Below are 24,095 nucleotides of genomic sequence, written 5' to 3'. Positions count from 1 at the left end.
CAGGTGGCTCAATAATCAAAAAAACCCCCGCCCCAGCGCAACGGCTAGGGACGAGAGTTTGTTTCCCGTGGTACCACCCTAGTTAGCGTCGGGCATGCTTTGCCCGCCACTCACTTGTAAATGTTGTTCAAAAATTCCGCTTTTGATCACGAAGTGATTGCTGAGAAGCGGATTCGACAACGAAATCTTGGATGCAGTCGGAACTTCCGGTGCTCACGTAGGTTCACCTACGCTACGCTCCTCATTTCCTCCTGTCTCCAACCTTCTCGGTGCTGAAAAACGAGAATTTTTGAACACTCACTTGTATGCCCTTATCGCGGGCCAGACGTCAATGACCGGCAATTAAGCCAGCCCTGCAGGCTCCAAGGCGAGTTCATCCGTTCACCGCTTCGGCTCGCACCCTACCGCCGACTCTCTGTTCCGGTTACCGCATTACTGCTCCTCTTCCCAGCCCATAGCTATGGAATAACTTTCCCCTTATTCTAATCAAGGGTCCGGCCGCTGTCAAGCACCCTCACGCGCTTTACTTCACTGCCGCGAAGAAAAGCCGTTCGCTGCCGGAAGACGGCGGCTCCAGCCGGAAATCGGCAAACGTCTCGATGTGCGAGAAACCGGCCCGCTCCAGCGCCGCTCGCAGCCAGTCGGGATCGTAAGCGCGCTGCACATGTACTTCCTCTATACGTTGAAACAAGGCTTCCCCCGGGCGCTCCGAGCGGGCGAAGATCGTCAGCTGGTGCTCAATCTCGGTGCGCTGCGCATCATAATCGCTCGTCCAAATATAAGCAATATCCCGCTCGTCGAGCGTGAACGGCTGTTCTTCAGCATAGCGTTGCAACTGGAGCGGCGCATGCACATCGAAGAGAAACACGCCGCCGTCTCGCAGGCCGCGCCAGGTTGCGCGCAGCGCCGATTCGACATCCTCCGGCTCGGTGAGATAATTGATGCAGTCGCAAAAGGAGATGCATGCATCCACCGGCTCAGGGAGCTCCCAGTCCCGCATATCCTGCTGCAGCCAGCGGACAGAGCCGCGGCCGGGACGGATCGCTTGACCAGGAGTCTCCTCCCACTTGCTGCGGGCGACCGTCAGCATGTCAGCCGACACATCCAGTCCGAACACCTGGAAGCCTGAACGAGCAAGCGGAATCGATAAGCTGCCCGTACCGCAGCCGAGGTCGACGACAGACTCCGGCATCCCGAACCGCCCCCAGCACTGACGCATGAAGCCGAGCCACTCCGGATAAGGCATGTCTTCCATTAACCGGTCATAGACCGATGCAAATTGTCGATACGCTCGCATAGTCCCTCCAATGGCTTATTCGTGAGCCGGCTTGTCCGCAGGCGCAGCACTTTCCGGGTCGCCTGCCGGCTGCGCAAGATATGTCCAGCTGCCCTCTTGCGTTACGAGTCGCTCCCGCATCAGCTTGCCAAGTGCCCGCTTGAAAGCCGATTTGCTGATGCCGAAACGCTCCTTGATAATATCCGCCGGCGTCTCATCAGAGTATGGCATCGCGCCGCGCGGGCGCTCCTTGAGGAAGGCCAGGATGCGTTCGGCATCTTCTACCCGTCCGACCTGCTTGAGTGGCGCCAGCGACAGATTGACCCGGCCATCTTCGCGGATGAACGTCACTCTGGCCTGCACCCGTTCGCCCAGCCTCAGCTGTCTCGTCCGTTCATCAGCCGGTATAAACCCATAAGCGCCAAAGCCGATGACACCGCCGTCGATCAAGACGAAAGAGCCGATCTGCAGTGTCTTGGTGACCCAGCCCTCCACAGTCTGGTTGCGCCAACTGTCCGGAGCGGCAAACACCAGCGGCGCCAGCTCCTGCTCGCCTGCCAGCTTGGCTACCAGACGACCGGCGCGGTCGTGAGCCATGGTCACGAATACTTCATCCCCGGGCACCGGGCGATACTCGCGAAGCTCCGGCAGCTCAGATAACGGCAGCAGCAGCTGTCTGCCCAGGCCGATCTCCAGAAAACAGCCGAGCCGGGCGTGGATATCCGCCACTTTCAGCCGCTGGAGCTCGCCGAGCTGGATCAGCGGCCGGCGCATCGTTGCCGCGATCCGATCCTCGGAATCAAAGTAGATGAACACTTCAACCTGATCCCCCGGCTCAGGCCGGTTGCCGATAATCTCTGAATAATGCAGGAGTACTTCTCTGCCGCCGGGTTCACTGCTCACATAAAAGCCGTTTGGCTCAGCTTCACGGACAACTGTCAGCTGCTGTGTCAAACCTGCTGTCAGCGTCATGCGAACTCTACGACCTTGGCATCTGACCAAAGACGCTCGATATTATAGTAATCCCGCTCATCGCGATGGAAGATGTGTACGACGACATCACCGAGGTCCATCAGCACCCAGCGTGCCGAGTCCATACCTTCGATCCCGCGAATGGTGCCGCCGCGCGCTTCGATCTGCTTGCGCACTTCCGTGGCGATTGACTGTACCTGGATATCTGAATTGCCGTGGCAGATAACGAAATAATCGGCCACGAGGGAAATGCCTGTCAGATTGAGTGCAATCAGACGATTTGCTTTTTTTTCTTCTGCCGCCGAAACCGCGATCTGCATCAGTTCTTCTGAAGTCAATGTCATGCCTCAGCCTCCTTAAGGATCAAGTCATTGCGTGCCAGCAATGTTAATGGGTAGATTCGTTTGCCTTTCTCGATCAGGAACAGGATCGTCGTATCCAGACCGGCCAGGATGGCCCGCTCCAGACTCTGCTCCGCAAGAGCCCGGATCTCGCCGACCAGCGGAAAGCTCCGGCCCGGTTCGATCAGGTCGGCCAGCCAGACGATTTTCTCCAGATGGGACATGCCCGGTCTTCCCGATGTATGATATCGGATCGCATCGAGCACCTGCTGATCCGTGATGCCATAATCGCGACGGGCCGCGTAGGCGCCTGCGTAAGCATGCCACAGCTCCTTGTCATGATCGAGCACTTCCAGGTACAGCCCTTCCTCCCGGATTGTCTCCGCCATCTTCTCGACCGGCCAGTACTTGGCCACATCATGCAGGATCGCCGCCAGCTCGGCTTGCTCGGGGTCGCCGCCGTACTGCTTTACGAGCTCCGCAGCCGTACGCATTACGCCCTGCGTATGCTCCCAGCGGCGCGTGGGCATCTGGGCTTGTACGGACTCCTTCAGCGCCTCACGATCCATAGAGTTCATTCCTTTTAATAAATTGATACACTTTATCCGGTACCATAAAACGGATGGAGCGGCCCTGCTGTCGGCGCTCCCGGATATCGGTCGAGGAAATCCCGAGCAGCGGCATCTCGCAGCGCTTCAGCCGCTCTCTCACGCCCGGCGGCAGATGGGACGGATCCATCTCCACGCCCGGACGCTCTACAGCAATAAACGAGGCCAGCTCCGCCAGCTCGTCGATCCGATGCCACTCGGCCAGATCATTAACCCTGTCCGAGCCTATGATAAAGGAAAATTCGCGTCCCGGATACAGCTCACGCAGCGACTTCACCGTATCGATCGTATACGAAGTGCCGCCGCGCTCCAGCTCGATATCCATCGCACGAAAATAAGGTTGAAAGTCAATGGCCCGGTACACCATCTCCAGCCGTTCCTCGGCCGATGCTTGCGGGGCATGTTCTTTGAGCGGCGGGACCGCCGCCGGGATAAACCACACTTCGTCCAGTCCGCAAGCCTCACGGGCCGACTCCGCTGCCAGCAGATGCCCGTAATGGATGGGATCGAAGGTGCCGCCCATAATACCAACCTGAATCATACCTCACCCTCCTTCTGAGTAAAAAGAAGACCTGCGGGTCGCGGATCGTTCCTCCAATCGCTGTTGTCCTCAGATTTCTTTTATTCTACCGCGATTGCGGTTGAAATCCGGGGACAAAGGCGAACGCTCCGTAGCCTATGCTCTCGAAGCCGCTTTCTTTCAGAAAGCGTTGACCGGAATCGATTCGCACCTCTTCGGCTCTTTTTACCAACTTACACAACTTTATTTTTAACATGTTTTTAAAAATAAAATGTTGACAACCCATTAAGGTAGATTAATCGTTTTGTGGTCTTTGGATTCCTTGTAGAGCACGATCGTTTTGCCGATTACCTGGACCAGCTCGGCACCGGAGCCGGCTGCAAGCTGGGCGCCGATCTCCTTGGGATCGTCGTCGCAGTTGTTGAGCACGGAGATCTTCATCAGCTCCCGCGTCTCGATCGCCTCCTCGATATGGCGGATCAGATGCTCGTTGGTCCCGCCTTTGCCGACCTGGAAGATCGGCTGCAGATGATGCGCTAGCGACCGCAGATGGCGTTTTTGTTTGCCTGTCAACATGGGATGGTTCCTTCTTTCTTCGTCTAGGTTTGGCCCAGGGCTGCCAGGACGCTCGCGCGCATGGCGGCAGCCGGCGCCGGTTGGCCGGTCCAGTATTCAAAGGCATAAGCCCCTTGATAGATAAACATACCCAATCCTCCATGGATTCGACACTCTCTCGCTTCGGCTTCCTTGAGCAAGGCCGTCTTGAGCGGATTGTAGATCAGGTCGCTGACAACGGTGCCGGGACGCAGCCAGTCCGGATCCATAGGCAAGGCCTCGACCAGCGGGTGCATGCCGATCGAGGTTGTATTGATGACGACATCAGCTCTGCCGCACCAGGCGGACAGTTCGGCCTGCGAGATCGGCACCAGCTCGCCTTTGTCCTCGTAAGCTGCCGCAAGCGCCCGGGCCTTGTCCGGCGTCCGGTTGCTGATGACGATGCGTGCCGGTTTCTCCCGCACGAGGGCATGGACGATGCCGCGAGCCGCTCCGCCCGCTCCAAGCAGCAGGATCGTCTTGTCTGTCAGCTCAGGAGCAGCTTCCTCTTTGAGCGAGCGGACATAGCCGATGCCGTCCGTATTATAGCCGGTCAGACGCCCCTCCCGGTTGACGATCGTATTGACCGCCCCGATCGCTGCGGCGCTGGCATCGATCTCGTCCAGGAAGGGAATAACCTCCTGCTTGTGCGGGATCGTCACGTTGACGCCGCGGATGTCCATGGCCCGCACACCCCGGATAAAATCGCCGAGCATCGGCGGCGTAATATGAAAAGCCATATATGCGCCGTTCACGCCGGTCTCAGCGAAGGCGCGGTTCATCATTACCGGCGATTTGGAATGTCCAACCGGATCGCCGATGACGCCGTAAAGCGCCGTCTGGCTGTCGATAGTGGCGATTGTCATAACTGCTGTGCTCCTTTTCTGCCGTACAGGTTACTTCGTGATCAACATCGGACTTTTTGAACTACCTCTTCTAATCGTGTTCCAAAAGGTCGATGTTCAGCACCGAGAAGGTTGAAGGCAGGAGGAAATGAGGAGCGGAGCGTAGGCAGACCTACGTGAGCACCGCAAGTTCCGACTGCATTCAAGATTCGACGTCGAATTCACTTCTTTGAGCTGCTGCGTGATCAACATCGGACTTTTTGAACTACCTCTCTATATAATAGCATCCCGCAGCAGGACTTTGACACCCTTGGGCGCATACACATCCACAAGCGCTCCTGTCTTGCCGTTGGCCTGGATCCAGCCCAGTCCCGAGATAAAGATGTCCTGACGGGAATCACGGGGAATCCGCAGCGAATGGCGCGTCCACTCCGGGATCTCGGACAGTTGCTCCGCATCGGGAGGAGCGAGCAGCGTCCCCGCGTGTTCCTGATACAGCTCGTCCGCGCGCTCCAGTTTGGTCCGGTGCGGCTTGATGCCGCTGGCTATATATACTGTGAACGATTGCCGTTCCCCCTGCACAAAATCGAACCGGGCCAAGGCGCCAAAAAATAAAGTTTGGCGTTCATTGAGCTGATACACGAGCGGCTTGAGCGTATGTTCCGGCAGAATTTTCTGCAGGATAGCCCCCGGCACAAGCTCGGTCAGCCTGCTCGGATAGACGATACCGGGCGTATCGATAATCGATCTGCCGTCCTCCAGCGGGATGCTGACCGCATCCAGAGTCGTGCCGGGATAACGCGAGGTCGTCAGCTCCCGTTCCAAGTCGCTGTAATCGCGGATGAGCCTGTTGATCAGCGTAGACTTGCCGACATTGGTAGCTCCTACGACATAGACATCTCTTCCTTCTCTGTAGCGGTCCAGCGCTTCGATCACGCGATCGAAGCCAAGATTGCGCTTAGCGCTGCACAGCAGCACATCGACGGTACGCAGACCATGCGCTTTGGCTTGCTGCTGTACCCAGTTGCGCAGCCGGTTCAGGTTGGTCACTTTGGGCAGCAGGTCCACTTTATTGACGACCAGCAGCACCGGATTCGTACCGACAAACCGCTGCAGTCCCGAGATTAGACTGCCTTCAAAGTCAAACAGATCGACGATGTGCACAACCAGACTGTTCGTGGCGGCAATCCCGCTCAGCAGCTTCAAAAAATCATCCTGATCGACTGTAACGCTTGCTGCATCATTGTAATTTTTGATACGGAAGCAGCGCTGGCATATGACCGGCTCCCGTGTGAGCGCCGCCTCAGGCAAGAATCCTGGCTTCTCCTGATCAGCCGTTTGCAGCTTCACGCCGCAGCCCGCACAATATCCGGGATGTTGCAGTTGTTGTTCCCTCACTTCTTGTCCTCCTCGGGCCACAGCCCTTTTTTGCGCAGGCGCGCCAGCGCCACCTTCTCGACCATACGGTTCACGCGCGTCATAATCCCTTCATCCTTGGGCGCGATTGGGGTGACCAGTATGGTATGCAGCCCCATCCGCCTGCCTCCCAGAACATCGGTCAGCATCTGGTCGCCGATGACGACAACAGAATCGACCTCCAGCTCGAGGACCTCCAGCGCCTTGCGGAAGGATCGGTTCGCTGGCTTGCGTGCCGCATGGATGAACGGAATATTGATCGGATCGCAGAACCGGGACACTCGGGTCTGGTTGTTGTTGGAGACGATGACGACGCGAAAGCCCAGGTCGCGCACGACATCCAGCCACGCTACAAGCTCAGGTGTAGCGATCGGGTCCTTGGCACCCACCAAGGTGTTGTCAAGATCGGTGATGATGCCCCGGATCCCCTTCTCCTTCAGCTTATTCAGGTCGATTTCATATACGGTTTTGACTATTGTATTCGGCAGCAGCCGTGTAAACATAGCTTCGACTCCCTTGTGTTCGTCTTTCTGTAAAGGTCGTTCATGAACTTCGACTATTTAGGGAAAACTATACCATAGAAGACGAATTTGTTGCAAAGAAGCAACTGCTCTCAACAGGTTATGCCATGCAAGGTTCCTGGAAGCCGACAAACCGCCGGGGGCGGCCTGCTGGCATGCAGGCGCCCCCGGCGGCGGACATCAGAGCCGTTCTCTGATCGATTTGACTTTGGCGACCAACTGCTCCGCCTCGTCTGGCGTTGCCTCGATCCCGCTGTACTTGGCCTTCTCGAACTGCAGCAGTACCTCATGGAAGTCCTCCCTGAGGAAATTCCGCCGCTCCGACCAGACGGTCACGGCTTCGCGCAGCGTCTCATGCTCATTGTATTCGAGACCGTTGCGTCTGCAGTAGCGCAGCAGCTTCTCGGTCTCCCAGACAATCCTTTGGTTGGCAGTGTAGGATCGGAACCGGAACTTGATCACCGCGGCAGCGATCTGACGACGTCGGATCCACAGCAGCACAGCACCGATCACCAGCGCCATGATTGCACCGAACAGCGGCAGACGGCTGGGCTCAACAGTCTCAGGCTGCACCGTCGGTGTCTCCGTCGGCGTCGGCTCCGCAATCGGCACATCCGGTGTTTCTTGAGCGACCGCATACGGATAGACAAAGCCTGATGTCGGTTCGAACGGGATCCAGCCGTAGCCTTCAAAGTATACCTCTACCCACGAATGGGCATCGGCATTGCGCACGGTGTAAGTGCCCGACCCGTCCGGATTAAGATCCAGCTCGGGAGGACCGCCCATATCAAAATCCGGAATTCCGGAAATAATGCCCGGCGCGTAGCCTTTGACCCACCGGGTCGGGATTCCCTTGGCGCGGGTCATGACCGCCATCGCCGTCGAGTAATAGTCACAATAGCCTTCCATGACCTCGAACAGAAATGAATCAACGAAATCCGCACTCACCCGCTTGTCGATATCAGGCGAGTTGGTATAGACAAAGTTGTCCCGCAAATACGTCTCGATCGCCTTGACCTGATCATATGGGGTCTGGGCCTCGGCAGTAATCTCCTCCGTCAGGTCATAGACCCGCTGAGGCACGGAGTCGGGGATCTGCAGATACATGTTGTTCTTCTGGGCATTGCCCAGGTCCGTCGAAGCAGCTCGCAGTCCTTCCTCGTCCAGCACAGCCATCTGCGAGGTGAGTGTGTAGCTGGAAGGGTATGGAACCGGAACATTCTGCTCCGGCCAATGCAGTTCCCAGGAGCCGGGCAGCCAGGCGACTCGGCCGGGAATCGGGATACTCTGGTCTTCATCGTCCGTCACAGCAACCAGAGAAGAGATTGGCGCTCCGCCGAACAGGACGGGCAGCGGCTCTTCACGGATCATCGTCACGACCTGCCTGACCTCGACTGTCTCCACCTCTGAGGTCGGACCGTCCTCGATCGGCAGCTGCTCTTCGCTGACGATGCCGATCATCGAGCCTTCGCGGCGCTCGCCGGGCGCATCGACCCAGCCTTCGCCCGTGTACTCTGCCTTGCTCTCACCGCGCCAGTAGCTCTTGCGGTCCGTGTAGACCGTCATGACCGATGAATAGTCGAACTCGAATCCGCCGCCCAGTGCCTCATCATTGCGGCTGTAGCCCGACCGGCTATCGCCGGCATTGGTGCTCGTGGAGACGGGGCCTTTGTCGCCTACAAAAGACGGCACGGTCTCGCCGCGCGATTCCCGCCAGATCGTGTAAGGGTCCTTGAGCACCGGAGCGATGTTCGGCACGAACAATCCGGAAGCCATCACGAGCGACAGGACGAGCAGACTGGGCAGGATCAACGCCGCGGGATACTCGATCAGATGTCCCCAGCTCTCCGGATGCTTGGCTTGAAACTTGGCAAAATGCTCCGCTACCAGCCAGATCAACCCGATGAAAATCGTCCAGGCCACCTTGTCCCAAAGAACGATAGGAGTGAATGAATCGGCAATCAGCAGCGTCAGCATACAACCCGAGATCACAAGCACGACATGGGACCTTGATGTGGCCCATTGACCAGCAAGCGAGTAGAACAGCCAGACGCCAAGCACGATCCACAGAAAAGGATGAACCTGAGTGGCGTGCGCTTCCAACCAGAATGCCCATTGTCGGGCATCTGACGGGCGCTCTGCAAAGCCGAGCCACTGAAAGCCTGTGAATTGCAGGGTAAGCGCAATTACAAGAGCAAGCTGGACGATCGCCCGGTACATCCGACGGCCGGGGATCAGCAGCTCGATGACGACGCTGGCAACCAGCGTCATGCCGACGATAAAGTAAGTCTCTTCCCACCAATAGCCCTCAAGCGTTCCGAGCACCTGCCAGATCAAAACGGCTACGAACAGAAAGGAGAGACGCGGGTACCAATGATCAACGATCGAGTGAAACCAATCACGAACCAATCGCACTTGCTCCACCCCCTTCCAGCTTGCCGGGCAGCTCCTGCAAATGGCGTATCGTATAAAACGGCCAGCCCCTCCCCCGAATCAGCCGCTGCCAGGATTCCTCCTGCGCAAGCCCAGCCGGGGATTGGGTATCCGCAATGTGGATCAGACAAGGCACCAGCCCTGTCCGCTCCAGCCACTGCATCGCTTTGACGGTCTCCTCCCCGCCCTGCGGAGTGATCAGTACCGCAAACGATCCGGGCGCAAGAAGCGAGCCTCCCTGCTTGAGCGCAGAGACGAGCGGGATCTGACTGTCCGCAGCCACCCCGACCAGATGACTCATGACCGCCTTGCGCTGGGCAGGCGTGGAGCGAGGGGAGAAGCCGTCCACCGTCTCTCCTACCGAAACCAAGCCCATGGCGGTTTCCCGCCGGATGCCATGCTCGAACAAGGAAGCGGCGACGGATACAGCCAGCTCGAAGCGATCTGCCTGGGGGTAAGCCTGCTCATACCGGTCCAGCACGATAACGGTACGCGGCAGCGCCTCCCGTTCGAATTCTTTGGACTTCCATTGGCCGGTCTTCGCTGTCGCCCGCCAGTGGACGCGCGATAGTCGGTCGCCATGGTGGTATTCTCTGACGCCGTTAAGCTGTGTCGTCTCTTTGGCCGAACGGGACGAAGCCGCATGGGAGAACGGTCCTTTCATCCCCCGGTTGAGCTGCCTCCAGTAGCGGATGCCGATCGTTTGCGGCAGCACCCGAAACTCTCCCGACGATTCAAAATAACCGTTGTGCTCGAAAAGTCCGAAGATGTCCCATGTCGAGCAGACGGTCGGCGCGAACCGGTAGTTGCCTCGGGAGAGCGGCGGAGTCAGATAAGTCACATCGCCGCTGCGTCGCAGATCCGGAACGAACGGGATTTCGAAGGGCATCTCGCCCAGTCCTTGCCGTACCAGACGTTCGCGGACCATCACATAAGGAATCGGCCAAATGCCGGGCACGCGCAGCTGCAGCTTGACCTCAAGCCGCGTGCCTGCCGGCAGCGAGTCGCCGCTGCCCTTATGCTGAAGCTTGCGGATGCCTTGCACCCGGGCAATCCCGCTCCAGCGGCCCAGCACGAGATACAGCAATAATACATTGATAATCATGAATACCATAAACGAGGTCTTGCCGCCCTGAAAGAGCAGATATAGTGCACAGGTGATGTATAGCGATGCTACCAGCCACCAGCGGGAGACTTTCGTTTTGAGGATATCCATCCTAGCGCTCCAACCGGATCGGTACCTTGGTCTGCTGCACCACTTCTTCAATAACTTCATCCGGCGTTAACCCGTTGATCCTCGCTTCCGTGTGCAGCATCATCCGATGTCCCAGTACGGAGGGTACCAGTTCCTTGATGTCATCCGGCAGGACATAATCCCGCGATTGGAGAAACGCATACGCCTTAACCGCATTCAGCAGAGAGATCGCCGCCCGGGGACTGGCGCCGAGCAGGACGCCGCTGTGCTCTCGTGTCCCGCGCACGATGCGGATCAGGTAATCGCCGAGTGCCTCGTCGATGTGCACCCGCCGCACACGCTCCTGAATCCGCAGGATATCCTCGACTTCAGCGACCTGTTCCAGCCTCTCGAGCAGTTGCCCCGACTGATGGCTGAGTACCATCTCCAGTTCGGTCGCCTCGTCCGGATAGCCCAACGTCAGCTTCACCATAAAGCGATCGAGCTGCGCTTCGGGAAGCGTATACGTCCCTTCAAATTCAATCGGATTCTGGGTGGCGAACAACAGAAAAGGCGATGGCAGATCATGCGTGAACCCATCTACGCTGACCCGGCGCTCTTCCATCACTTCGAGGAGTGCGGACTGGGTCTTGGTGGTCGCGCGATTGATCTCATCGGCCAGGAGGATGTTCGCCATGACCGGTCCCGGCCGGAACACGAACTGCTCGTCGCGGGGATGAAAGATAGAAACGCCTGTAATATCGGTAGGCAATAAGTCAGGGTTGCACTGTATGCGGCGGAATTGTCCGCCGATGGAGCGGGCCAGCGCTTTGACCAGCTGGGTCTTGCCCGTGCCCGGCACATCTTCAAGCAATACGTGGCCGCCAGCGAGCAGAGCAGTCATAAGCAAGCCGATTTCTTGGCTTTTGCCCAGGATGCAAGTCTCCAAGTTTCGACGAATAATGGAGCAAAGCTGCATATCTGTATTCGGATTGTCCATGCCGATCCCTCCCGGATAATGGATGCAAGCAGAAACGGTAGCCGTCAAAAAAACGATAGACGGGAGGTCCGTTCTGGGAAAAATCTCAAGCGGTTAAGATAACGAATCACTGCGGCTCGAGATATGTAAAAAATGGATCTGCGTGTCCCGTAATCAATAAAAATAGACACTATGACTCTATTTTACAGGAACAGCTGACGATAATCCAATCGTTGAACTTCCAAAAAAAATTGGAGGATCCCACAGGATCCTCCATCAGCCGCAAACCGCTGTCCCGACTGGGATAAAGAGCCGTCTGTCAGCCTTTGGGCCGCACGATGAGCGCAGCCAGAAAAGAAAAGATGATCGCGGCCGAGATGCCGGCGCTGGTAACCTTGAAAATGCCCGTGATGATCCCGATCCAGCCGCTTGAATGAAGCTCCGTCAGCGCCCCGTGCACCAGTGCATTGCCGAAGCTCGTGATCGGCACCGTCGCCCCGGCGCCGGCAAAATCAACGAGCGGCTCATACAGGCCGACCCCGTCCACTATCGCGCCGATGACGACAAGTGCCGACATCGTATGCGCCGGTGTAAGTTTCAGGACATCAAACATAAGCTGACCGATGACACAGATGCCGCCGCCGACCAGAAATGCCCATAGAAATTGCATGTTACTCCCCCTTTCTTTCGATCGATACGGCGTGAGCGATACAGGGGATGGTCTCGCCTTGCTGGTAAGACAGCGGCGAGAGCAGAGCTCCCGTAGCCACCACCAGAAGTTTTTTCAGCTCACCGGCCGCCACCCGCTTGAGGAGATGTCCGTAGGTGACCACTGCCGAGCAGCCGCAGCCGCTGCCGCCAGCCTGCACCTTTTGTTTCTCGACATCGAAGATCATCAGACCGCAATCGGAAAATACGGTTTTCTCCATCGGGATGCCGCTTCTGGCAAGCAGGTCCTTGGCGATCGGGTGCCCTACCCCCGCCAGGTCGCCGGTGACGATGAGATCGTAATCGGCGGGTGATCTGCCTGTGTCATTGAAGTGCTGGGTGATCGTGTCCACCGCAGCGGGCGCCATCGCCGCCCCCATGTTGAAAGGATCGGTAATGCCCAGATCGACGATCTTGCCAATCGTCGCACTGGTGACGACGGGGCCCTCCCCTTTCTCCGAGACGACTGCCGCTCCCGCGCCGGTAACAGTATATTGCGCGGTCGGCGGCTTCTGGGAGCCGTATTCGGTCGGGAAGCGGAACTGTTTCTCAACGGTGCAGTTATGACTACAGGTGCCTGCCAATGCATGATGGGCCGAGCCGGAGTTGACAAGCTGCGCAGCCAGCGCCAGTGTCTCCATCGAGGTTGAGCACGCGCCGAACACGCCTAGATAGGGCAGGCCCAGATCCCTTGCGGCGAAGCTGCTGCTGATGATCTGGTTCATCAGATCGCCGCCGACATAAAACTGGAGCTCGTCCTTGTGCAGCCCGGAATTTTGAATCGCAAAATCCGAGGCTTGCTCCATCAGGAGCCGTTCGGCTTTTTCCCAGCTTTTCTGCTGCATATCCAACTCCGGATGCACAAGATCAAAATCAGCAGCAAGCGGTCCCTCTCCTTCATCCGGTCCGACTACCGTGCCTACGCCGGTTATGACGGGCCGGTTCTCAAACCACCATGTATGTTTGCCGCGCAGCATCGTTTATTGCCCCCCCGTTCCCAGGATGAGATGGACGATGCCGACGAAGAAAGCCGCTACAGTACCGAACACGATGACTGAGCCCGCCAGCTTGAACATATTGCCGCCAACGCCAAGCACGAGCCCCTCGCTGCGGTACTCCAACGCCGCCGAGCACATCGAGTTAGCGAAGCCGGTGACCGGCACCGCCGAGCCCGCTCCAGCCCATTGCGCCAGCTTGTCGTAGACACCCAGGCTGGTCAAAATAACAGCGATGAGAATCAAGGTGGCCACTGTAGGATTGCTGGCTTGCGTCTCCGTCATTTTAAGATAGGTCATATACAAATTCTGTATGAGTTGACCGAACGTACAGATCGCTCCGCCCACCAAAAAGGCTTTTATGCAATTTGCCCCAATCGAGCGTGACGGCTCCCGCACCTGGGCGAAAGATTTGTACTCTTTGGCTGACATCGCCACTTGCTTGAACGGCTGGTTTTTTTTAGTGGCCATACGGCTTCCTCCCGTCTAGATTTGTCTCCTTTCATTATGGATGTTTGGCAACAAAGTTATGCTTCGCAAGCGAGCAGAGTCATGAGGGCGTCTGCGCACTCCATGACCGACTGGCGGGCCGGGTAGAGTGTCAGATCAGGTGCGAGAGGAATCTCATAAGGGTCGGATATGCCGGTGAAGCGCTGCAGATCCCCTTTTCTTGCCATAGCATACAAACCTTTGGGATCCCTGCGCTCACATTCCACCAGCGGGCAGTCGACATAGACCTCGATATAACCGGGCAGCTGGCTTCTGGCATTATCGCGCATCTCCGCATATGGCGTAATGGCACTCACCACCACATCGATCCCGTTCCGCGAGAGCAGCCGCGCGACAAAGACGATGCGGCGGATATTGTCGATTCGATCTTCTCTGGTAAAGCTTAGCCCTTTGCATAATGTTCCTCTCAGTTCGTCCCCGTCGAGATGCTCGAACTGGCGGTTCTGCATCGTCAACCGGCGCGCTGTTTCTTTGGCGATCGTCGTTTTGCCCGCTCCGGAGAGCCCGGTCAGCCAAACGACTCGTCCTGGATGTTCCATTGATTCCGTGCTCCTTTGAAGGATATAGTAGAAAACTGCGCCTTTTGATGATCTTTATTCTATCATGTATAGTGTGGAGTGTAGACGGGGACATTCAGGAGAACGGAAAGGAGATCGGCGCGTATGACTTACAAATGCTGGACATGTCTGCTCGTGCTGTGTCTGCTGCTGGCGGGTTGCTCGGCAGACCCGGGGACGAACAACGCTCCATCCGATCCGGCACCTGCGCCTGCTCCTGCACCGGAGCCAGAACCCGAGCAGCCTCCAGAGGCGGAGACGCCTCCCGAGGATCCTGCAGCCGCGCTGCTAGCTGATCTGACGCTGGAAGAAAAGCTCGGCCAGTTGGTCATTCTCGGCCTGGAAGGGACTTCTATGGAGCCGGAGACGCAGGAGATGATCGAGCGCTATCATGTCGGCGGTTTCATCTTGTATCAGGACAACATCGACAGTCTTGCGCAAACGGCGCAGCTAGTCAACGAACTAAAGGAAGCCAATCGTCAGAACAGCGTGCCGCTGCTTCTGGGCGTCGATCAGGAGGGCGGACGGGTCGACCGGATGCCCAGCGGCATCTCCGCTGTGCCGAGTCCGCGCCGTGTCGCCGAAGCAGATGACAAACGCTTCTCCTATGCGACGGGCCAGGCGCTTGGCATCCAAGTGCGGGCGCTCGGGCTCAATCTTAATTTTGCTCCGGTGCTTGATGTGAACAATAATGCGCGCAACCCCGTGATCGGTGACCGCTCTTACGGGGACTTGCCGGATGCTGTCATCCGCCATGGTCTGGAAGCGATGGATGGGCTTCGCTCCACCCGCGTCATCCCGGTCGTCAAGCATTTTCCGGGTCACGGCGACACCGACGTCGACTCGCATCTGGATCTGCCGGTTATCCACAAGACCAAAGACGAGCTCGAGAACTTCGAGCTGAAGCCCTTCGCTGCAGCTATCGCGGCTGAGACGGATGCAGTCATGGTGGCCCATCTGCTGATTCCCGGGCTGGATCCGGACCGGCCGGCCTCACTGTCGGAGGCCATCATCACTGATCTACTCCGTGGAGAGATGGGCTTCGAAGGCGTTGTCATGACGGATGATCTGACGATGCAGGGCATCACCAAGCATCACACGGTAGGCGAAGCGGCCGTCCTGACTCTGCTTGCGGGAAGCGATATCGTGCTGATCGGCCACCATCACGGGCAGCAGGCGGAGGTGCTCGACGCGATCCGTCAGAGCGTGGAGGACGGTCTGCTCACGGAGCAGCAGCTCGATGAGAAGACCAGCCGCGTGCTGCGGCTCAAGCAGTCCTACCAGCTGAACGACGATCCCGTAGAGCCGGCTGATGCGGACGCGCTTAACGGCCAGGTTCAATCGGTTCTGGAAGAGGCAAGGTGAAACATCTGACAGCAGTCTGGCTGCTACAAGCGGGGAATAAACCAGCAAAGGTAGGTTGTACGGAATTTTAGAATGGCCATATAGCGCTTAGGTCGGTCAAACGTCACATGGGCCGGGGCTGCAAGTTGTTCATCGCGCTCCCTCCCACTTGCCTCTGAACGCGATTTTTCATATTCATTCGGGCACATAGAGGCAAATGCCGCAAACGAGCTTGAAAAATCATGTTCATTTCACTATTTTCTCGATTTCCACTAAAAATATATGAAATTTCATATTTATCGACATGTCTGAGCTACAAAAAGAAGCAACGAACATGAAAAAAGCGTTCGTTGCTTCTTTTAAATCGTTTCTCTTTAAAAGATTGGTGAAAAATTTCCGGCGAGGTGTAAATCGATTCTGGAGAAGCGCAGCGTTCGCCTTTGTTCCCGGAATTCAACCTCTTATAGAGGTTAGTTATCAAGAATTCTGGGAACAACAGCGATCGGAAGAACGATTTGCAACCCATAGGCCTTCTTTTCACCACGCTTTTAAACTACCATAAACAACTGCTCCTAAAGCGCTCCGAGCTTCTCCACCAGCTGATCGATCAGCAGGTTAGCGGACTTGATGCCGCCCGAAAGGTTCCAGATCACTTCATCGACCTGGAAGGCTGTATCCTTCTGGCCAACATTGAGGTTGGCGAACAGCGGATCCGCCATCCAAGCCTGCTGGTTCTTCGTACCGCCCTTCTCCTCATCGTAGTCGGCGTTGAAGAAGAACATGACATCGCCGTCAAGCGCTTCGATGCGCTCCTTCTCGATCACTTCCATAAAGTTGTCCACATCCTGCGATTCCGGACGGGCAACGCCGAGGTCGCTCAAGATCGTGCCGGCAAACGTATCTTTTTGATAGATACGCACCGTCTCCGGCAGGAAACGAACGAGCGAAACTTCAAGATTCACTTTGTCGCCCAGTTGTGTCTTGGCTTCTTCGATATGCGCTTCGTAAGCGGCCATGACGGCCTCGCCTTCTTCTTGCTTGTTGAGCGCTTCGGCGTACAGCGCGAAGTTGACCTTCCATTGACCGGCCAGATCCGCAGAGAGCACGGTCGGCGCGATCTCCTTCAGCTGCGAGTAGATCTCCTCATGACGGATCTTGTTGCCGATGATCAGATCCGGCTGCAGGCTGAGGATCAGCTCCAGGTTGGGCTGGGATTCATCTCCCAGCTCGGTGACGCCTTCCATCTGGTCGGCAATATGCGGGAACCAACCGTCGCCGAGTCCTGAATTGACCGCGCCGACAGGCGTAACGCCCAGCTCGAGCAGCGCCTCCGTTCCTTCCTGCGTCAGGACAACTACGCGCTCCGGCGTACCGGTGAGCTCGGTCGTCTCCATGCTGTGCTCTACCTGGCGGGCATCTTCCCCGGCTTGCTCCGCCGGCGGATCGGCTGGCTGCTCGTTTGTGGCCGTCGCTTCGTTGGCTGGAGTTTCAGGCGTCTCATTGGCCGGGGTATTGCTGCCCCCGCATGCGGACAGAACCAGCATCATGGCCAAGAGCAGCAGGGCTGACGTCCAACGTGTACGATTGCGTTTTTGAGCTTTCATTGTTTTTGTTTCTCTCCCTTTTTTGATCATCTGTATTACACCTTACCAACTGCGACTGCGGTACAGCAGATAGAAAAAAAACGGCGCCCCGATCGCTGCGGTAAAAATACCTGCGGGAAGATCATACGGCATAAAAGCCAATCTCCCGATCATATCGGCTCCGACTAGCAGCACGGCGCCGATCACCGCAGACATCGGAATAATCCACCCGTAGCGGACGCCGACCAGCGATCTGGCAATATGCGGGGCCATCAATCCGATAAATCCGATCGCACCTGCTAACCCCACTGCTGCGCCAGCCAGCAGCACGCTGAGCAGCAGCACAAGCAGACGGCTGCGGTTTACCGGATTGCCCAGGCCAGTAGCTACGCTGTCGCCCATCGCCAGAATATTAAGACGGCGTGCGATAAGCCATGCCAGTGGCAGACAAAGAGCTACCCAAGGCAACAGCACGAATACCTCGACCTTGGAGGATCCGTACACCGTCCCTGTCAGCCAGTTGAGCACCTGGGTTGCTTTGAAGGAAGACCCGCTGATCAGCAGAAAGGTCGTCAGCGCCGACATCGCCGTGGACATCCCCACCCCGATCAGGATCAGCCGATTCGGAGAAGAGCCGCCTCGCCAGCCTAGAATATAGATGAGCGCGGCGGTGACCAGGGCGCCGGCTATGGCGCTGACCGGCAGCCAGTGGATGCTGAATCTGCCGTCGGTCAAGGTAAGAAAGGCTACCGCTGCTGCCGAAGCTCCGCCGCCCACGCCCATAATATCCGGAGAAGCCAGCGGATTGCGGAAGACGCCCTGCATCAGGGCTCCGGCTACCCCGAGCGCGGCGCCGACTAGCACAGCCATGACGGTCCGCGGCAGCCGCAGCGACTGGATGAGCATCCGGTTCTGCTGATCGCCTGCGCCGAACATCGCCCAGATGACGTCCTTGATCGGAATCGACAGTGCTCCGTATGCGATGCTGAGAAGGACAACCAGCAGAAGCACCGAGCCGGCGATCAGCAGAAGCAACGATTTCCTGGCCGCTCCGGACGGCCTGTGAAGCTCATTCATTCGCTTCGCCTCCTGGCCAGATAGATCAGGAAGGGTACGCCCAGGAGTGCCGTGGCAACCCCTACCGGCACGGAGCGCGGCATGAGCAGGAAGCGCGAAGCCGTATCCGCCGCGACCAGCAGCGCAGCCCCGCTCAAAGCGGAGAACGGGATCAGCCAGAAGTGATTGCTCCCGATCAGATAGCGGCAGATGTGCGGCACCATCAGCCCGACGAAGGCGATAGGTCCTGCCAGGGCAACCGACCCGCCGGCCAGCAGCACGACGGCGATCAGCGTCAGTCCTTTGGCTGCAAGCGCCCACTGGCCCAAACCCTTGGCGACATCGTCATCCATGGCCATAATATTGAGCGAGCGGCCCAGCAGCATGGCCAGGAGCCAGCCGACAACCAGATAAGGCAGCAGGTCGATCAGACTCTCCAGCTTCCTTCCGTTTACGGAGCCGACCATCCAGAACAGCAGTTCGTCGAGCGAAGCGTTGTTGAGCAGCATCAGCCCCGATGTGACGGAGGAGGCGAATGCCGCGAAGGCCGTCCCCGCCAGCGTCATCCGGACCGGCCGGAAGCCTCCTCGCCCGGCGGATCCGAGCGCGATGACCAACAGACTGCTCAGGCCGGCTCCGGCAAAAGCGACCCAGATCATGCCGCCCAAGTCAAGATCGAGCGGCGTCATCGTGATCACGAAGACGATGCACAGCACCGCCCCCGCATTGACGCCCAGGACGGACGGCGAAGCCAGCGGATTGCGGGTCAGCACCTGCATCATCGCCCCGGCAACGGCCAGGCTGGCCCCTACCGCAGCCCCGATCAGAACCGCCGGGAACCTGACCGTGCGGATGATGAGATGGGCGTTGGACCCGTCAAAATGATACAGCGCCTCCCGCAGCTGGGCCATGCTGAAGGTGTGATATCCGAATCGTACACCCGCCAGCATGACCCCAAGCAGCACCACAAAAGCTCCGGCTAGGGCCAGTCCTTTGGCGGCAGGTTTTTTGATCACACTATTCACGACAATTGCACTCCTCTTGATGAACCCCCATCCGATTACAGCTCTCTAGCGCAAGCCGAAGTCATGCTCCGGTTGTCATTATTGCCTGTTGAGAACAATTATCATTATAATCGACGCCGCTCCCCCGTGCCTATGGATCATATTGTCTCCTTTGCATGGATCCTGTTGCGTCGCAGCGGCCACCCAGCCCGTTCAACCCAGACAGAGCAATGAGATTCGAGTTTGCTTTTTGGCCGTAACATTCGTTATAATAATGATAATCATTATCATTTTAATAGTCTTATTTATACTATTCCGATGCAAAGGATGTTTGCTCATGAGTCACGCCATCCGACGAGCTGCATACATAATGTCAGACCTGCAGCGTCTTCGCTATACACGTCACGAAGCACTGCGACCCTTCCGTACAACCGGCCATGCGATGCTCTTCCTCTATGAAGGAAGCGGCAAGCTGACGATCCATGATCGCAAACATACGCTGCGCCCCGGCAGCTGCTGTCTGCTGGCCCCGGGAACCTGGGTCAAAGGCGTGGCCGGCCGCAGCGGCGCCTCTCTCTATGTGCTGCAGTATGAAGCGGGCGCTGAGGCAAGCAGCGGCTCCCTCTCTTCCCGACAGTCTGCTGCAGACGAAGAGATGGAGGAGGACACGGCTGTCGTGCTGACCCATACACCTGCCGTCGTGACGCTGCTGAGCCAGATGGAGCAGTTGGGCGAGCAGAGCAGCGACGCCGCTTACTTCCGGAGTCAGTCGCTGTTCTATGAGCTGCTGCACCTTATCAGCCTCGCGCCTGCGCCGCAAGACAAGCCGGCGCATGATGCTGTGCGCATGACAGTGGATTATATGGACAGCCACTATATGAACGACCTGCAAGTCGGCACGCTCCCCGAGATGGCCAATCTGACGCCGAGCGCTTATTGCCGGGCCTTCAAGAAGTCGGTCGGCTGCTCTCCAGGCACCTATCTGACCAAGCTGCGCATCCGCAAAGCCAAAGAGCTGCTGCGCGTGACCTCCCGCTCTACGCTCAAGGAGATCGCCCAAAGCGTCGGCTACAGCGACGAGCTCTATTTCAGCCGCGTCTTCAAAAAATCCGAGGGCGTCTCGCCGACGGTCTATGCCTCGTCCCGATCGACACGCGTCGCCGTTGTCAGCCATCTGTTCCTGCAGGACCATCTGCTCTCCCTCGGCATCCAACCGGTAGCAGCACCGGCATTCCCGAGCGTGTACGCAGGCTCAAGCGGCTTTCCCCGCTATCTCCAGCGGCAGCTGCAGGGGACGCGTCCGCTCAATGCCGAATCGCAGATCGAGCTGGGCGACGTCCAGCGACTGGAGCCCGATGTCATCATCAAGATGGCTTTCCAGGGTAACCCTAGCGACAGCAGCTGGATACGGGCGGAGAACGCCATCTGTCTAGAGGGCTTCCCCGAGTGGTACAACTATGTCGAAGCGCTGGGCTCGCTGCTGCACAAGGAAGCCGAAGCGGAGAGCGTCATCCGCCGGGTGGAGCAGATCGAGAGCTCTTACCGGAGCAAGCTGCAGCACGTCGCCGCAGAGGTCGGCGAGCTTCTGATCGTCCGGGCGCTGCCCGGCGATTTCCGGATCTACGGATCGCAGGGCCATGCGCTGACCGGGCTCTTCTATCGCGTCTTCGGCTTCCAGCCCGATCCTCGCGCATCCCATGCCTTCTATAAACGGGATACGTGGGAGACGCTGCTGCAGTGGGATCCCGCCAGCCTCCTGTTCATCTGGAGCGATCCGGCCGAGCTGCAGCGGCTGCGGCAGTGCCCCGAGTGGCAGCAGCTGCGCGCAGTCAGGGAAGGCCGGGTATACTTCCCGGATACGAGCGAATGGGATCCGTGGGGACCCTCGGGCCGCGAATATACCATCTATGACAGCGCCCGCTACTTCCAGCAGGCCGTCCCGCAGCGGGTCGTACGCTGAAGCTTAGCCATCGCAAAAAAACCGTCCGACAACGAACACAGCCAGGTGGCTTGTTCGCCGAAGACGGTTTTTTCTTATTTTCGTATAAAGGACTTAACGATCGATCAGCGTAACCCGCTCGCTGGCCGGTATTCTCGGTATGCTCTTAGGGACGACGGCGGGATAGCCGACATGAAGATTGCCGACTGCCCTCTCTCCCGGCTCGATGCCGACGGCTTCGCGAAACACCTCTTCATGGAGCCAAGGGTAGGTTTCCCAGACCATGCCGATCCCTTGCTCCCATGCCAGCAGGCTCAGGTTATGGATAACGATCGCCGTTGATGCGTAATCCTCTTCCCGTACTTGCAGGTAAGGATTCTCCTTCATCACAATCGTAATGATCATCGGATTGCCCATAATTTTCTTATAGTATTTCTCGCCGGTGGCCTTCTTCTTCTCCGGGTCCCACTCCCAGCGCTCGTTCATGGTCCGGCAAGCCTCGGCGATCGGCTTGCGCCCGTCGCCCGAGCTGATGATAAACCGCCATGGCTGCGTCATCTTGTGATTGGGGGCCCATACAGCTGTGTCCAGCATCTCGATGATGAGCTCTGCCGGCACTTCGCGGTCCTGGAACCGGTGTACGCTGCGACGCTCCCGGATCAATTGCTTCAACTCCATAAGGTGCAACCTCCATCCTCTGTTCGTCCTCCCCACTATAGCGTATGGCTGGGGTGGCGACTATGGACGGGATTGACCGATTGCAATGGACTTTTCGGATACTGTATTACACCTCGATGTCCTCAGTCCAACGTAAAATCGCCTGACCCGGTGCGGACCTCCAGCAGCACTTCGCCGCTGCCAAACGCTCCCCGAATTCTCTTGTCGCTGTTGCCGTCCTGTATGAAGCCATCCCACTCAATGCTTCCACGGCCCGAGCCGCCGTCGTAGCGAACCTCCAGCGACTGGGGCTCATGATCCAGCTCGACCTTGACATTGCCGCTGCCTGTATGCAGACTCGTATCATGCCTCAGCTCCGCCACATCCATATCGATGTTGCCGCTGCCGGTCCGGCCCTTGACTTGCGCGGTACCACCCTGCAGCTCGATGTCGCCGCTGCTCGCATTCACAGTCAGCTGGCGCAGCTCGTAGCCGTTGATCTCGATGTCGCCGCTCCCGGTGTTAAACGAAGCGTCACCGCCGTATACGCGCCCCATCTCAATATCCCCGCTGCCCGTCTTGATGACCAGGTTCTCAGCCTGGATCTGCTCTCCGCTTATATGACCCGAGCCTGTGCCAAAGTCCCCCGTCGCCGCCTCAAGCTCCAGGAACGAGATATCGCCGCTGCCCGTGTTCAGCCTCAGCAGGTCCGCCTTCAACTCGGACAGCTCCAGATCGCCGCTCCCCGCCTTTACTGCCAGCTCCTGCCATTGCCGCCGCGGCACCTCCACGATCAGGTCGATATCATTAAATGACAACCCAAAGCCGCTCTGCTGCCGGGCACTGACTTCGATCGCACCGCCCCGCTCCCGCATCGTCAGCTCCGGGCGTTTGCTGCCAATCGTAAACCCGCGCTGATAGCCGACCAACTGCGCATGCACTTCATCCGAATCGGTAGGCACCAGCCGAACATCCGCCGATCGGACATCGATGCGCAGCCGCTCCGCCTCCGAAGCGTTCAGCCTCTCCGACAGATCTACCTCTCCGCCTGAGCCGAAGCCCAGATTGCCCAGCGAGCCGCCTCCCCACATGGAGATTATCGCTACAATACCTACTACCACGAGCACAACGCCCATTAAACGTCTCATTTGCTTGCTTCCTCCCTGATTTCCGCCCCTCTATGGACGCCCCGGTTAGTTCCCTTGCTGACGTAATTATACCAACGTCTGGCAACCTGTTTCTACCGCCCCCCGGCTGAAACTTCTCCCCGTCTGAGGTCCAGGTCGCGAGATTCATCTCCGCCCGGCTTCGAAGCGTACTCAGGTACTTTGCGAGGGCCCTGGAAACATATACGCTAGAGCTGCCGACTTAAAAACTACGAAGCAGCACGAAACGTAAAGGCACAGGCGATTATACCAATTAACGTTCGCAACGAGAAGGAACCACCTTCGGGCATGACATCCCGTGGTACACCCTGTTGCTCGATGGGCTATGAAATGACTTATTGGGGCGTTGATGGCGATCACCTGAAATTCCGCTGTCCCCACGCCACAGGCAAGGTAGACTGTCCGATTGGGATGGCTGCATGCTCATCTTCCAACTATGTAATGGTCGTCAAAGTCGATACGAAAAGCGATTTGCGGCGCTATTCAAGTCCACATCGAGAAACGAAACGCTGTAAGGAGCTTTAAAACGAAAGAACCAGCGCAGAACGATTTAACTCCAGGTTGAAAACCTATCTCACCACAGACGCCATGCACGTCTGGGTATTCAAAAGGTGACAACTCACCAATACCTAAACGCCATTGTGTTACTCGCTTCAGCATTTAGCGATCGCCCGTAAGTCCAAGGAAGTCGCTGCTTTTTTTTTGAAATACAAGCGTATATGATTCTCCTACCTACTAGGCTTGTATTTCTCCGGAATGAAACGCGCTGCGCCGCCAGAGGACGTCGTCAGCCGTTTCACCTTAATCAGTAGAAATTCTTTATGCAAAATGCTCATAGACATAATGATCGGCAATATACTAAATTTTCAATAAACAAATTAACGCAGTGATTTATTG

23 protein-coding genes and 1 pseudogene are annotated in these 24,095 nt (G+C 57.5%); 3 read left to right on the top strand and 21 right to left on the bottom strand.

From position 1 onward, the window contains the following. Positions 1-523: 523 nt before the first annotated feature. From ABC336_RS27045 to cysC, 16 genes are all read right to left on the bottom strand, one after another. Positions 524-1,297 carry a class I SAM-dependent DNA methyltransferase gene (locus ABC336_RS27045; RefSeq protein ID WP_413241617.1) on the bottom strand — a complete coding sequence of 258 codons (774 nt, stop codon included), beginning with the start codon at positions 1,295-1,297 and terminating at the stop codon, positions 524-526. A 15-nt stretch (positions 1,298-1,312) separates the two neighbouring features. Continuing rightward, on the bottom strand, positions 1,313-2,248 hold the full coding sequence (locus ABC336_RS27040; RefSeq protein WP_413241616.1) for a CvfB family protein: 936 nt from the start codon (positions 2,246-2,248) through the stop codon (positions 1,313-1,315). Then, positions 2,245-2,592, bottom strand: coding sequence for a ribosome silencing factor (gene rsfS, locus ABC336_RS27035; RefSeq protein ID WP_413241615.1), 348 nt, complete (start codon positions 2,590-2,592; stop codon positions 2,245-2,247). Before rsfS ends, ABC336_RS27040 begins: the two co-directional genes overlap by 4 nt. Beyond that, a complete protein-coding gene (yqeK, locus tag ABC336_RS27030; protein ID WP_413241614.1) occupies positions 2,589-3,158 on the bottom strand; it encodes a bis(5'-nucleosyl)-tetraphosphatase (symmetrical) YqeK in 570 nt (189 codons plus the stop codon). Before yqeK ends, rsfS begins: the two co-directional genes overlap by 4 nt. After that, the gene (gene nadD / locus ABC336_RS27025) at positions 3,148-3,738 is read right to left on the bottom strand and encodes a nicotinate-nucleotide adenylyltransferase (RefSeq protein WP_413241613.1); all 591 of its coding nucleotides are present in this window, start codon (positions 3,736-3,738) and stop codon (positions 3,148-3,150) included. The genes yqeK and nadD overlap by 11 nt, the downstream gene beginning before the upstream one ends. A 264-nt stretch (positions 3,739-4,002) precedes the next feature. Next, positions 4,003-4,293, bottom strand: coding sequence for a ribosome assembly RNA-binding protein YhbY (yhbY, locus tag ABC336_RS27020; RefSeq protein WP_413241612.1), 291 nt, complete (start codon positions 4,291-4,293; stop codon positions 4,003-4,005). A 23-nt stretch (positions 4,294-4,316) separates the two neighbouring features. Further along, positions 4,317-5,177, bottom strand: coding sequence for a shikimate dehydrogenase (locus ABC336_RS27015; RefSeq protein ID WP_413241611.1), 861 nt, complete (start codon positions 5,175-5,177; stop codon positions 4,317-4,319). Between the two features lie 252 nt (positions 5,178-5,429). Further along, positions 5,430-6,554: a ribosome biogenesis GTPase YqeH gene (yqeH, locus tag ABC336_RS27010; protein ID WP_413241610.1), complete on the bottom strand. Its 1,125-nt coding sequence runs from the start codon at positions 6,552-6,554 to the stop codon at positions 5,430-5,432. Further along, complete coding sequence (locus ABC336_RS27005; protein WP_413241609.1) at positions 6,551-7,075, bottom strand: YqeG family HAD IIIA-type phosphatase; 525 nt, start codon at positions 7,073-7,075, stop codon at positions 6,551-6,553. The genes yqeH and ABC336_RS27005 overlap by 4 nt, the downstream gene beginning before the upstream one ends. Before the next feature lie 198 nt (positions 7,076-7,273). Next, positions 7,274-9,508, bottom strand: a complete 2,235-nt coding sequence (locus tag ABC336_RS27000) for a DUF4129 domain-containing transglutaminase family protein (RefSeq protein ID WP_413241608.1) — start codon at positions 9,506-9,508, stop codon at positions 7,274-7,276. Next, a complete protein-coding gene (locus ABC336_RS26995) occupies positions 9,492-10,742 on the bottom strand; it encodes a DUF58 domain-containing protein (protein ID WP_413241607.1) in 1,251 nt (416 codons plus the stop codon). The genes ABC336_RS27000 and ABC336_RS26995 overlap by 17 nt, the downstream gene beginning before the upstream one ends. 1 nt (position 10,743) lies before the next feature. Then, entirely contained in the window at positions 10,744-11,700 is a 957-nt protein-coding gene (locus ABC336_RS26990) for an AAA family ATPase (RefSeq protein ID WP_413241606.1), read from the bottom strand. A 298-nt stretch (positions 11,701-11,998) separates the two neighbouring features. After that, the gene (gene spoVAE, locus ABC336_RS26985; protein ID WP_413241605.1) at positions 11,999-12,349 is read right to left on the bottom strand and encodes a stage V sporulation protein AE; all 351 of its coding nucleotides are present in this window, start codon (positions 12,347-12,349) and stop codon (positions 11,999-12,001) included. A 1-nt stretch (position 12,350) separates the two neighbouring features. Then, entirely contained in the window at positions 12,351-13,364 is a 1,014-nt protein-coding gene (spoVAD, locus tag ABC336_RS26980; protein WP_413241604.1) for a stage V sporulation protein AD, read from the bottom strand. Positions 13,365-13,367: 3 nt separating this feature from the next. Next, positions 13,368-13,853: a stage V sporulation protein AC gene (spoVAC, locus tag ABC336_RS26975; RefSeq protein ID WP_413241603.1), complete on the bottom strand. Its 486-nt coding sequence runs from the start codon at positions 13,851-13,853 to the stop codon at positions 13,368-13,370. Positions 13,854-13,909: 56 nt separating this feature from the next. Beyond that, positions 13,910-14,431 (bottom strand): adenylyl-sulfate kinase, encoded by a 522-nt coding sequence (cysC, locus tag ABC336_RS26970; protein ID WP_413241602.1) that lies wholly within the window; start codon positions 14,429-14,431, stop codon positions 13,910-13,912. A 123-nt stretch (positions 14,432-14,554) separates the two neighbouring features. On the opposite strand from cysC, the gene nagZ reads away from it, so the two are divergent. Beyond that, positions 14,555-15,814: a beta-N-acetylhexosaminidase gene (gene nagZ / locus ABC336_RS26965; protein WP_413241601.1), complete on the top strand. Its 1,260-nt coding sequence runs from the start codon at positions 14,555-14,557 to the stop codon at positions 15,812-15,814. A gap of 551 nt (positions 15,815-16,365) precedes the next feature. Here the strand turns inward: nagZ and ABC336_RS26960 are convergent. Genes ABC336_RS26960 through ABC336_RS26950 form a run of 3 tightly spaced genes read right to left on the bottom strand, consistent with a single transcriptional unit; the run spans position 16,366 to position 19,457 of the window. Next, positions 16,366-17,397, bottom strand: a complete 1,032-nt coding sequence (locus tag ABC336_RS26960) for an ABC transporter substrate-binding protein (protein ID WP_413241600.1) — start codon at positions 17,395-17,397, stop codon at positions 16,366-16,368. Between the two features lie 42 nt (positions 17,398-17,439). Then, positions 17,440-18,453 carry a FecCD family ABC transporter permease gene (locus ABC336_RS26955; protein ID WP_413241599.1) on the bottom strand — a complete coding sequence of 338 codons (1,014 nt, stop codon included), beginning with the start codon at positions 18,451-18,453 and terminating at the stop codon, positions 17,440-17,442. Then, on the bottom strand, positions 18,450-19,457 hold the full coding sequence (locus tag ABC336_RS26950; protein ID WP_413241598.1) for a FecCD family ABC transporter permease: 1,008 nt from the start codon (positions 19,455-19,457) through the stop codon (positions 18,450-18,452). The genes ABC336_RS26955 and ABC336_RS26950 overlap by 4 nt, the downstream gene beginning before the upstream one ends. A gap of 316 nt (positions 19,458-19,773) precedes the next feature. Between ABC336_RS26950 and ABC336_RS26945 the strand changes: the two genes are divergently transcribed. Then, positions 19,774-21,396, top strand: coding sequence for a helix-turn-helix domain-containing protein (locus tag ABC336_RS26945; RefSeq protein ID WP_413241597.1), 1,623 nt, complete (start codon positions 19,774-19,776; stop codon positions 21,394-21,396). A gap of 93 nt (positions 21,397-21,489) precedes the next feature. Here the strand turns inward: ABC336_RS26945 and ABC336_RS26940 are convergent, their stop codons facing one another. Both ABC336_RS26940 and ABC336_RS26935 read right to left on the bottom strand, forming a co-directional pair. Then, positions 21,490-22,053, bottom strand: a complete 564-nt coding sequence (locus tag ABC336_RS26940; protein WP_413241596.1) for a nitroreductase family protein — start codon at positions 22,051-22,053, stop codon at positions 21,490-21,492. A 122-nt stretch (positions 22,054-22,175) separates the two neighbouring features. Next, entirely contained in the window at positions 22,176-23,180 is a 1,005-nt protein-coding gene (locus tag ABC336_RS26935) for a DUF4097 family beta strand repeat-containing protein (RefSeq protein ID WP_413241595.1), read from the bottom strand. 219 nt (positions 23,181-23,399) lie between these two features. Between ABC336_RS26935 and ABC336_RS31950 the strand changes: the two are divergent. After that, a pseudogene (locus ABC336_RS31950) lies at positions 23,400-23,875 on the top strand (transposase); the annotation flags it as partial. Positions 23,876-24,095 lie beyond the last annotated feature (220 nt).

Origin of the sequence: Paenibacillus jepli (assembly GCF_047238105.1) — a bacterium.
GTDB lineage: Bacteria > Bacillota > Bacilli > Paenibacillales > Paenibacillaceae > Paenibacillus_D.
The sequence above is the reverse complement of the archived record's forward strand: the minus strand, read 5'-3'. Positions and strand labels throughout refer to the sequence as shown.

Coding starts and splice junctions, on each gene's coding strand:
- ABC336_RS27045 (WP_413241617.1), bottom strand. CDS start 1,297: ATGCGAGCGTATCGACAATTTGCATCGGTCTATGACCGGTTAATGGAA.
- ABC336_RS27040 (WP_413241616.1), bottom strand. CDS start 2,248: ATGACGCTGACAGCAGGTTTGACACAGCAGCTGACAGTTGTCCGTGAA.
- rsfS (WP_413241615.1), bottom strand. CDS start 2,592: ATGACATTGACTTCAGAAGAACTGATGCAGATCGCGGTTTCGGCGGCA.
- yqeK (WP_413241614.1), bottom strand. CDS start 3,158: ATGGATCGTGAGGCGCTGAAGGAGTCCGTACAAGCCCAGATGCCCACG.
- nadD (WP_413241613.1), bottom strand. CDS start 3,738: ATGATTCAGGTTGGTATTATGGGCGGCACCTTCGATCCCATCCATTAC.
- yhbY (WP_413241612.1), bottom strand. CDS start 4,293: ATGTTGACAGGCAAACAAAAACGCCATCTGCGGTCGCTAGCGCATCAT.
- ABC336_RS27015 (WP_413241611.1), bottom strand. CDS start 5,177: ATGACAATCGCCACTATCGACAGCCAGACGGCGCTTTACGGCGTCATC.
- ABC336_RS27005 (WP_413241609.1), bottom strand. CDS start 7,075: ATGTTTACACGGCTGCTGCCGAATACAATAGTCAAAACCGTATATGAA.
- ABC336_RS26995 (WP_413241607.1), bottom strand. CDS start 10,742: ATGGATATCCTCAAAACGAAAGTCTCCCGCTGGTGGCTGGTAGCATCG.
- ABC336_RS26990 (WP_413241606.1), bottom strand. CDS start 11,700: ATGGACAATCCGAATACAGATATGCAGCTTTGCTCCATTATTCGTCGA.
- spoVAE (WP_413241605.1), bottom strand. CDS start 12,349: ATGCAATTTCTATGGGCATTTCTGGTCGGCGGCGGCATCTGTGTCATC.
- spoVAD (WP_413241604.1), bottom strand. CDS start 13,364: ATGCTGCGCGGCAAACATACATGGTGGTTTGAGAACCGGCCCGTCATA.
- spoVAC (WP_413241603.1), bottom strand. CDS start 13,853: ATGGCCACTAAAAAAAACCAGCCGTTCAAGCAAGTGGCGATGTCAGCC.
- cysC (WP_413241602.1), bottom strand. CDS start 14,431: ATGGAACATCCAGGACGAGTCGTTTGGCTGACCGGGCTCTCCGGAGCG.
- nagZ (WP_413241601.1), top strand. CDS start 14,555: ATGACTTACAAATGCTGGACATGTCTGCTCGTGCTGTGTCTGCTGCTG.
- ABC336_RS26960 (WP_413241600.1), bottom strand. CDS start 17,397: ATGAAAGCTCAAAAACGCAATCGTACACGTTGGACGTCAGCCCTGCTG.
- ABC336_RS26955 (WP_413241599.1), bottom strand. CDS start 18,453: ATGAATGAGCTTCACAGGCCGTCCGGAGCGGCCAGGAAATCGTTGCTT.
- ABC336_RS26945 (WP_413241597.1), top strand. CDS start 19,774: ATGAGTCACGCCATCCGACGAGCTGCATACATAATGTCAGACCTGCAG.
- ABC336_RS26940 (WP_413241596.1), bottom strand. CDS start 22,053: ATGGAGTTGAAGCAATTGATCCGGGAGCGTCGCAGCGTACACCGGTTC.
- ABC336_RS26935 (WP_413241595.1), bottom strand. CDS start 23,180: ATGAGACGTTTAATGGGCGTTGTGCTCGTGGTAGTAGGTATTGTAGCG.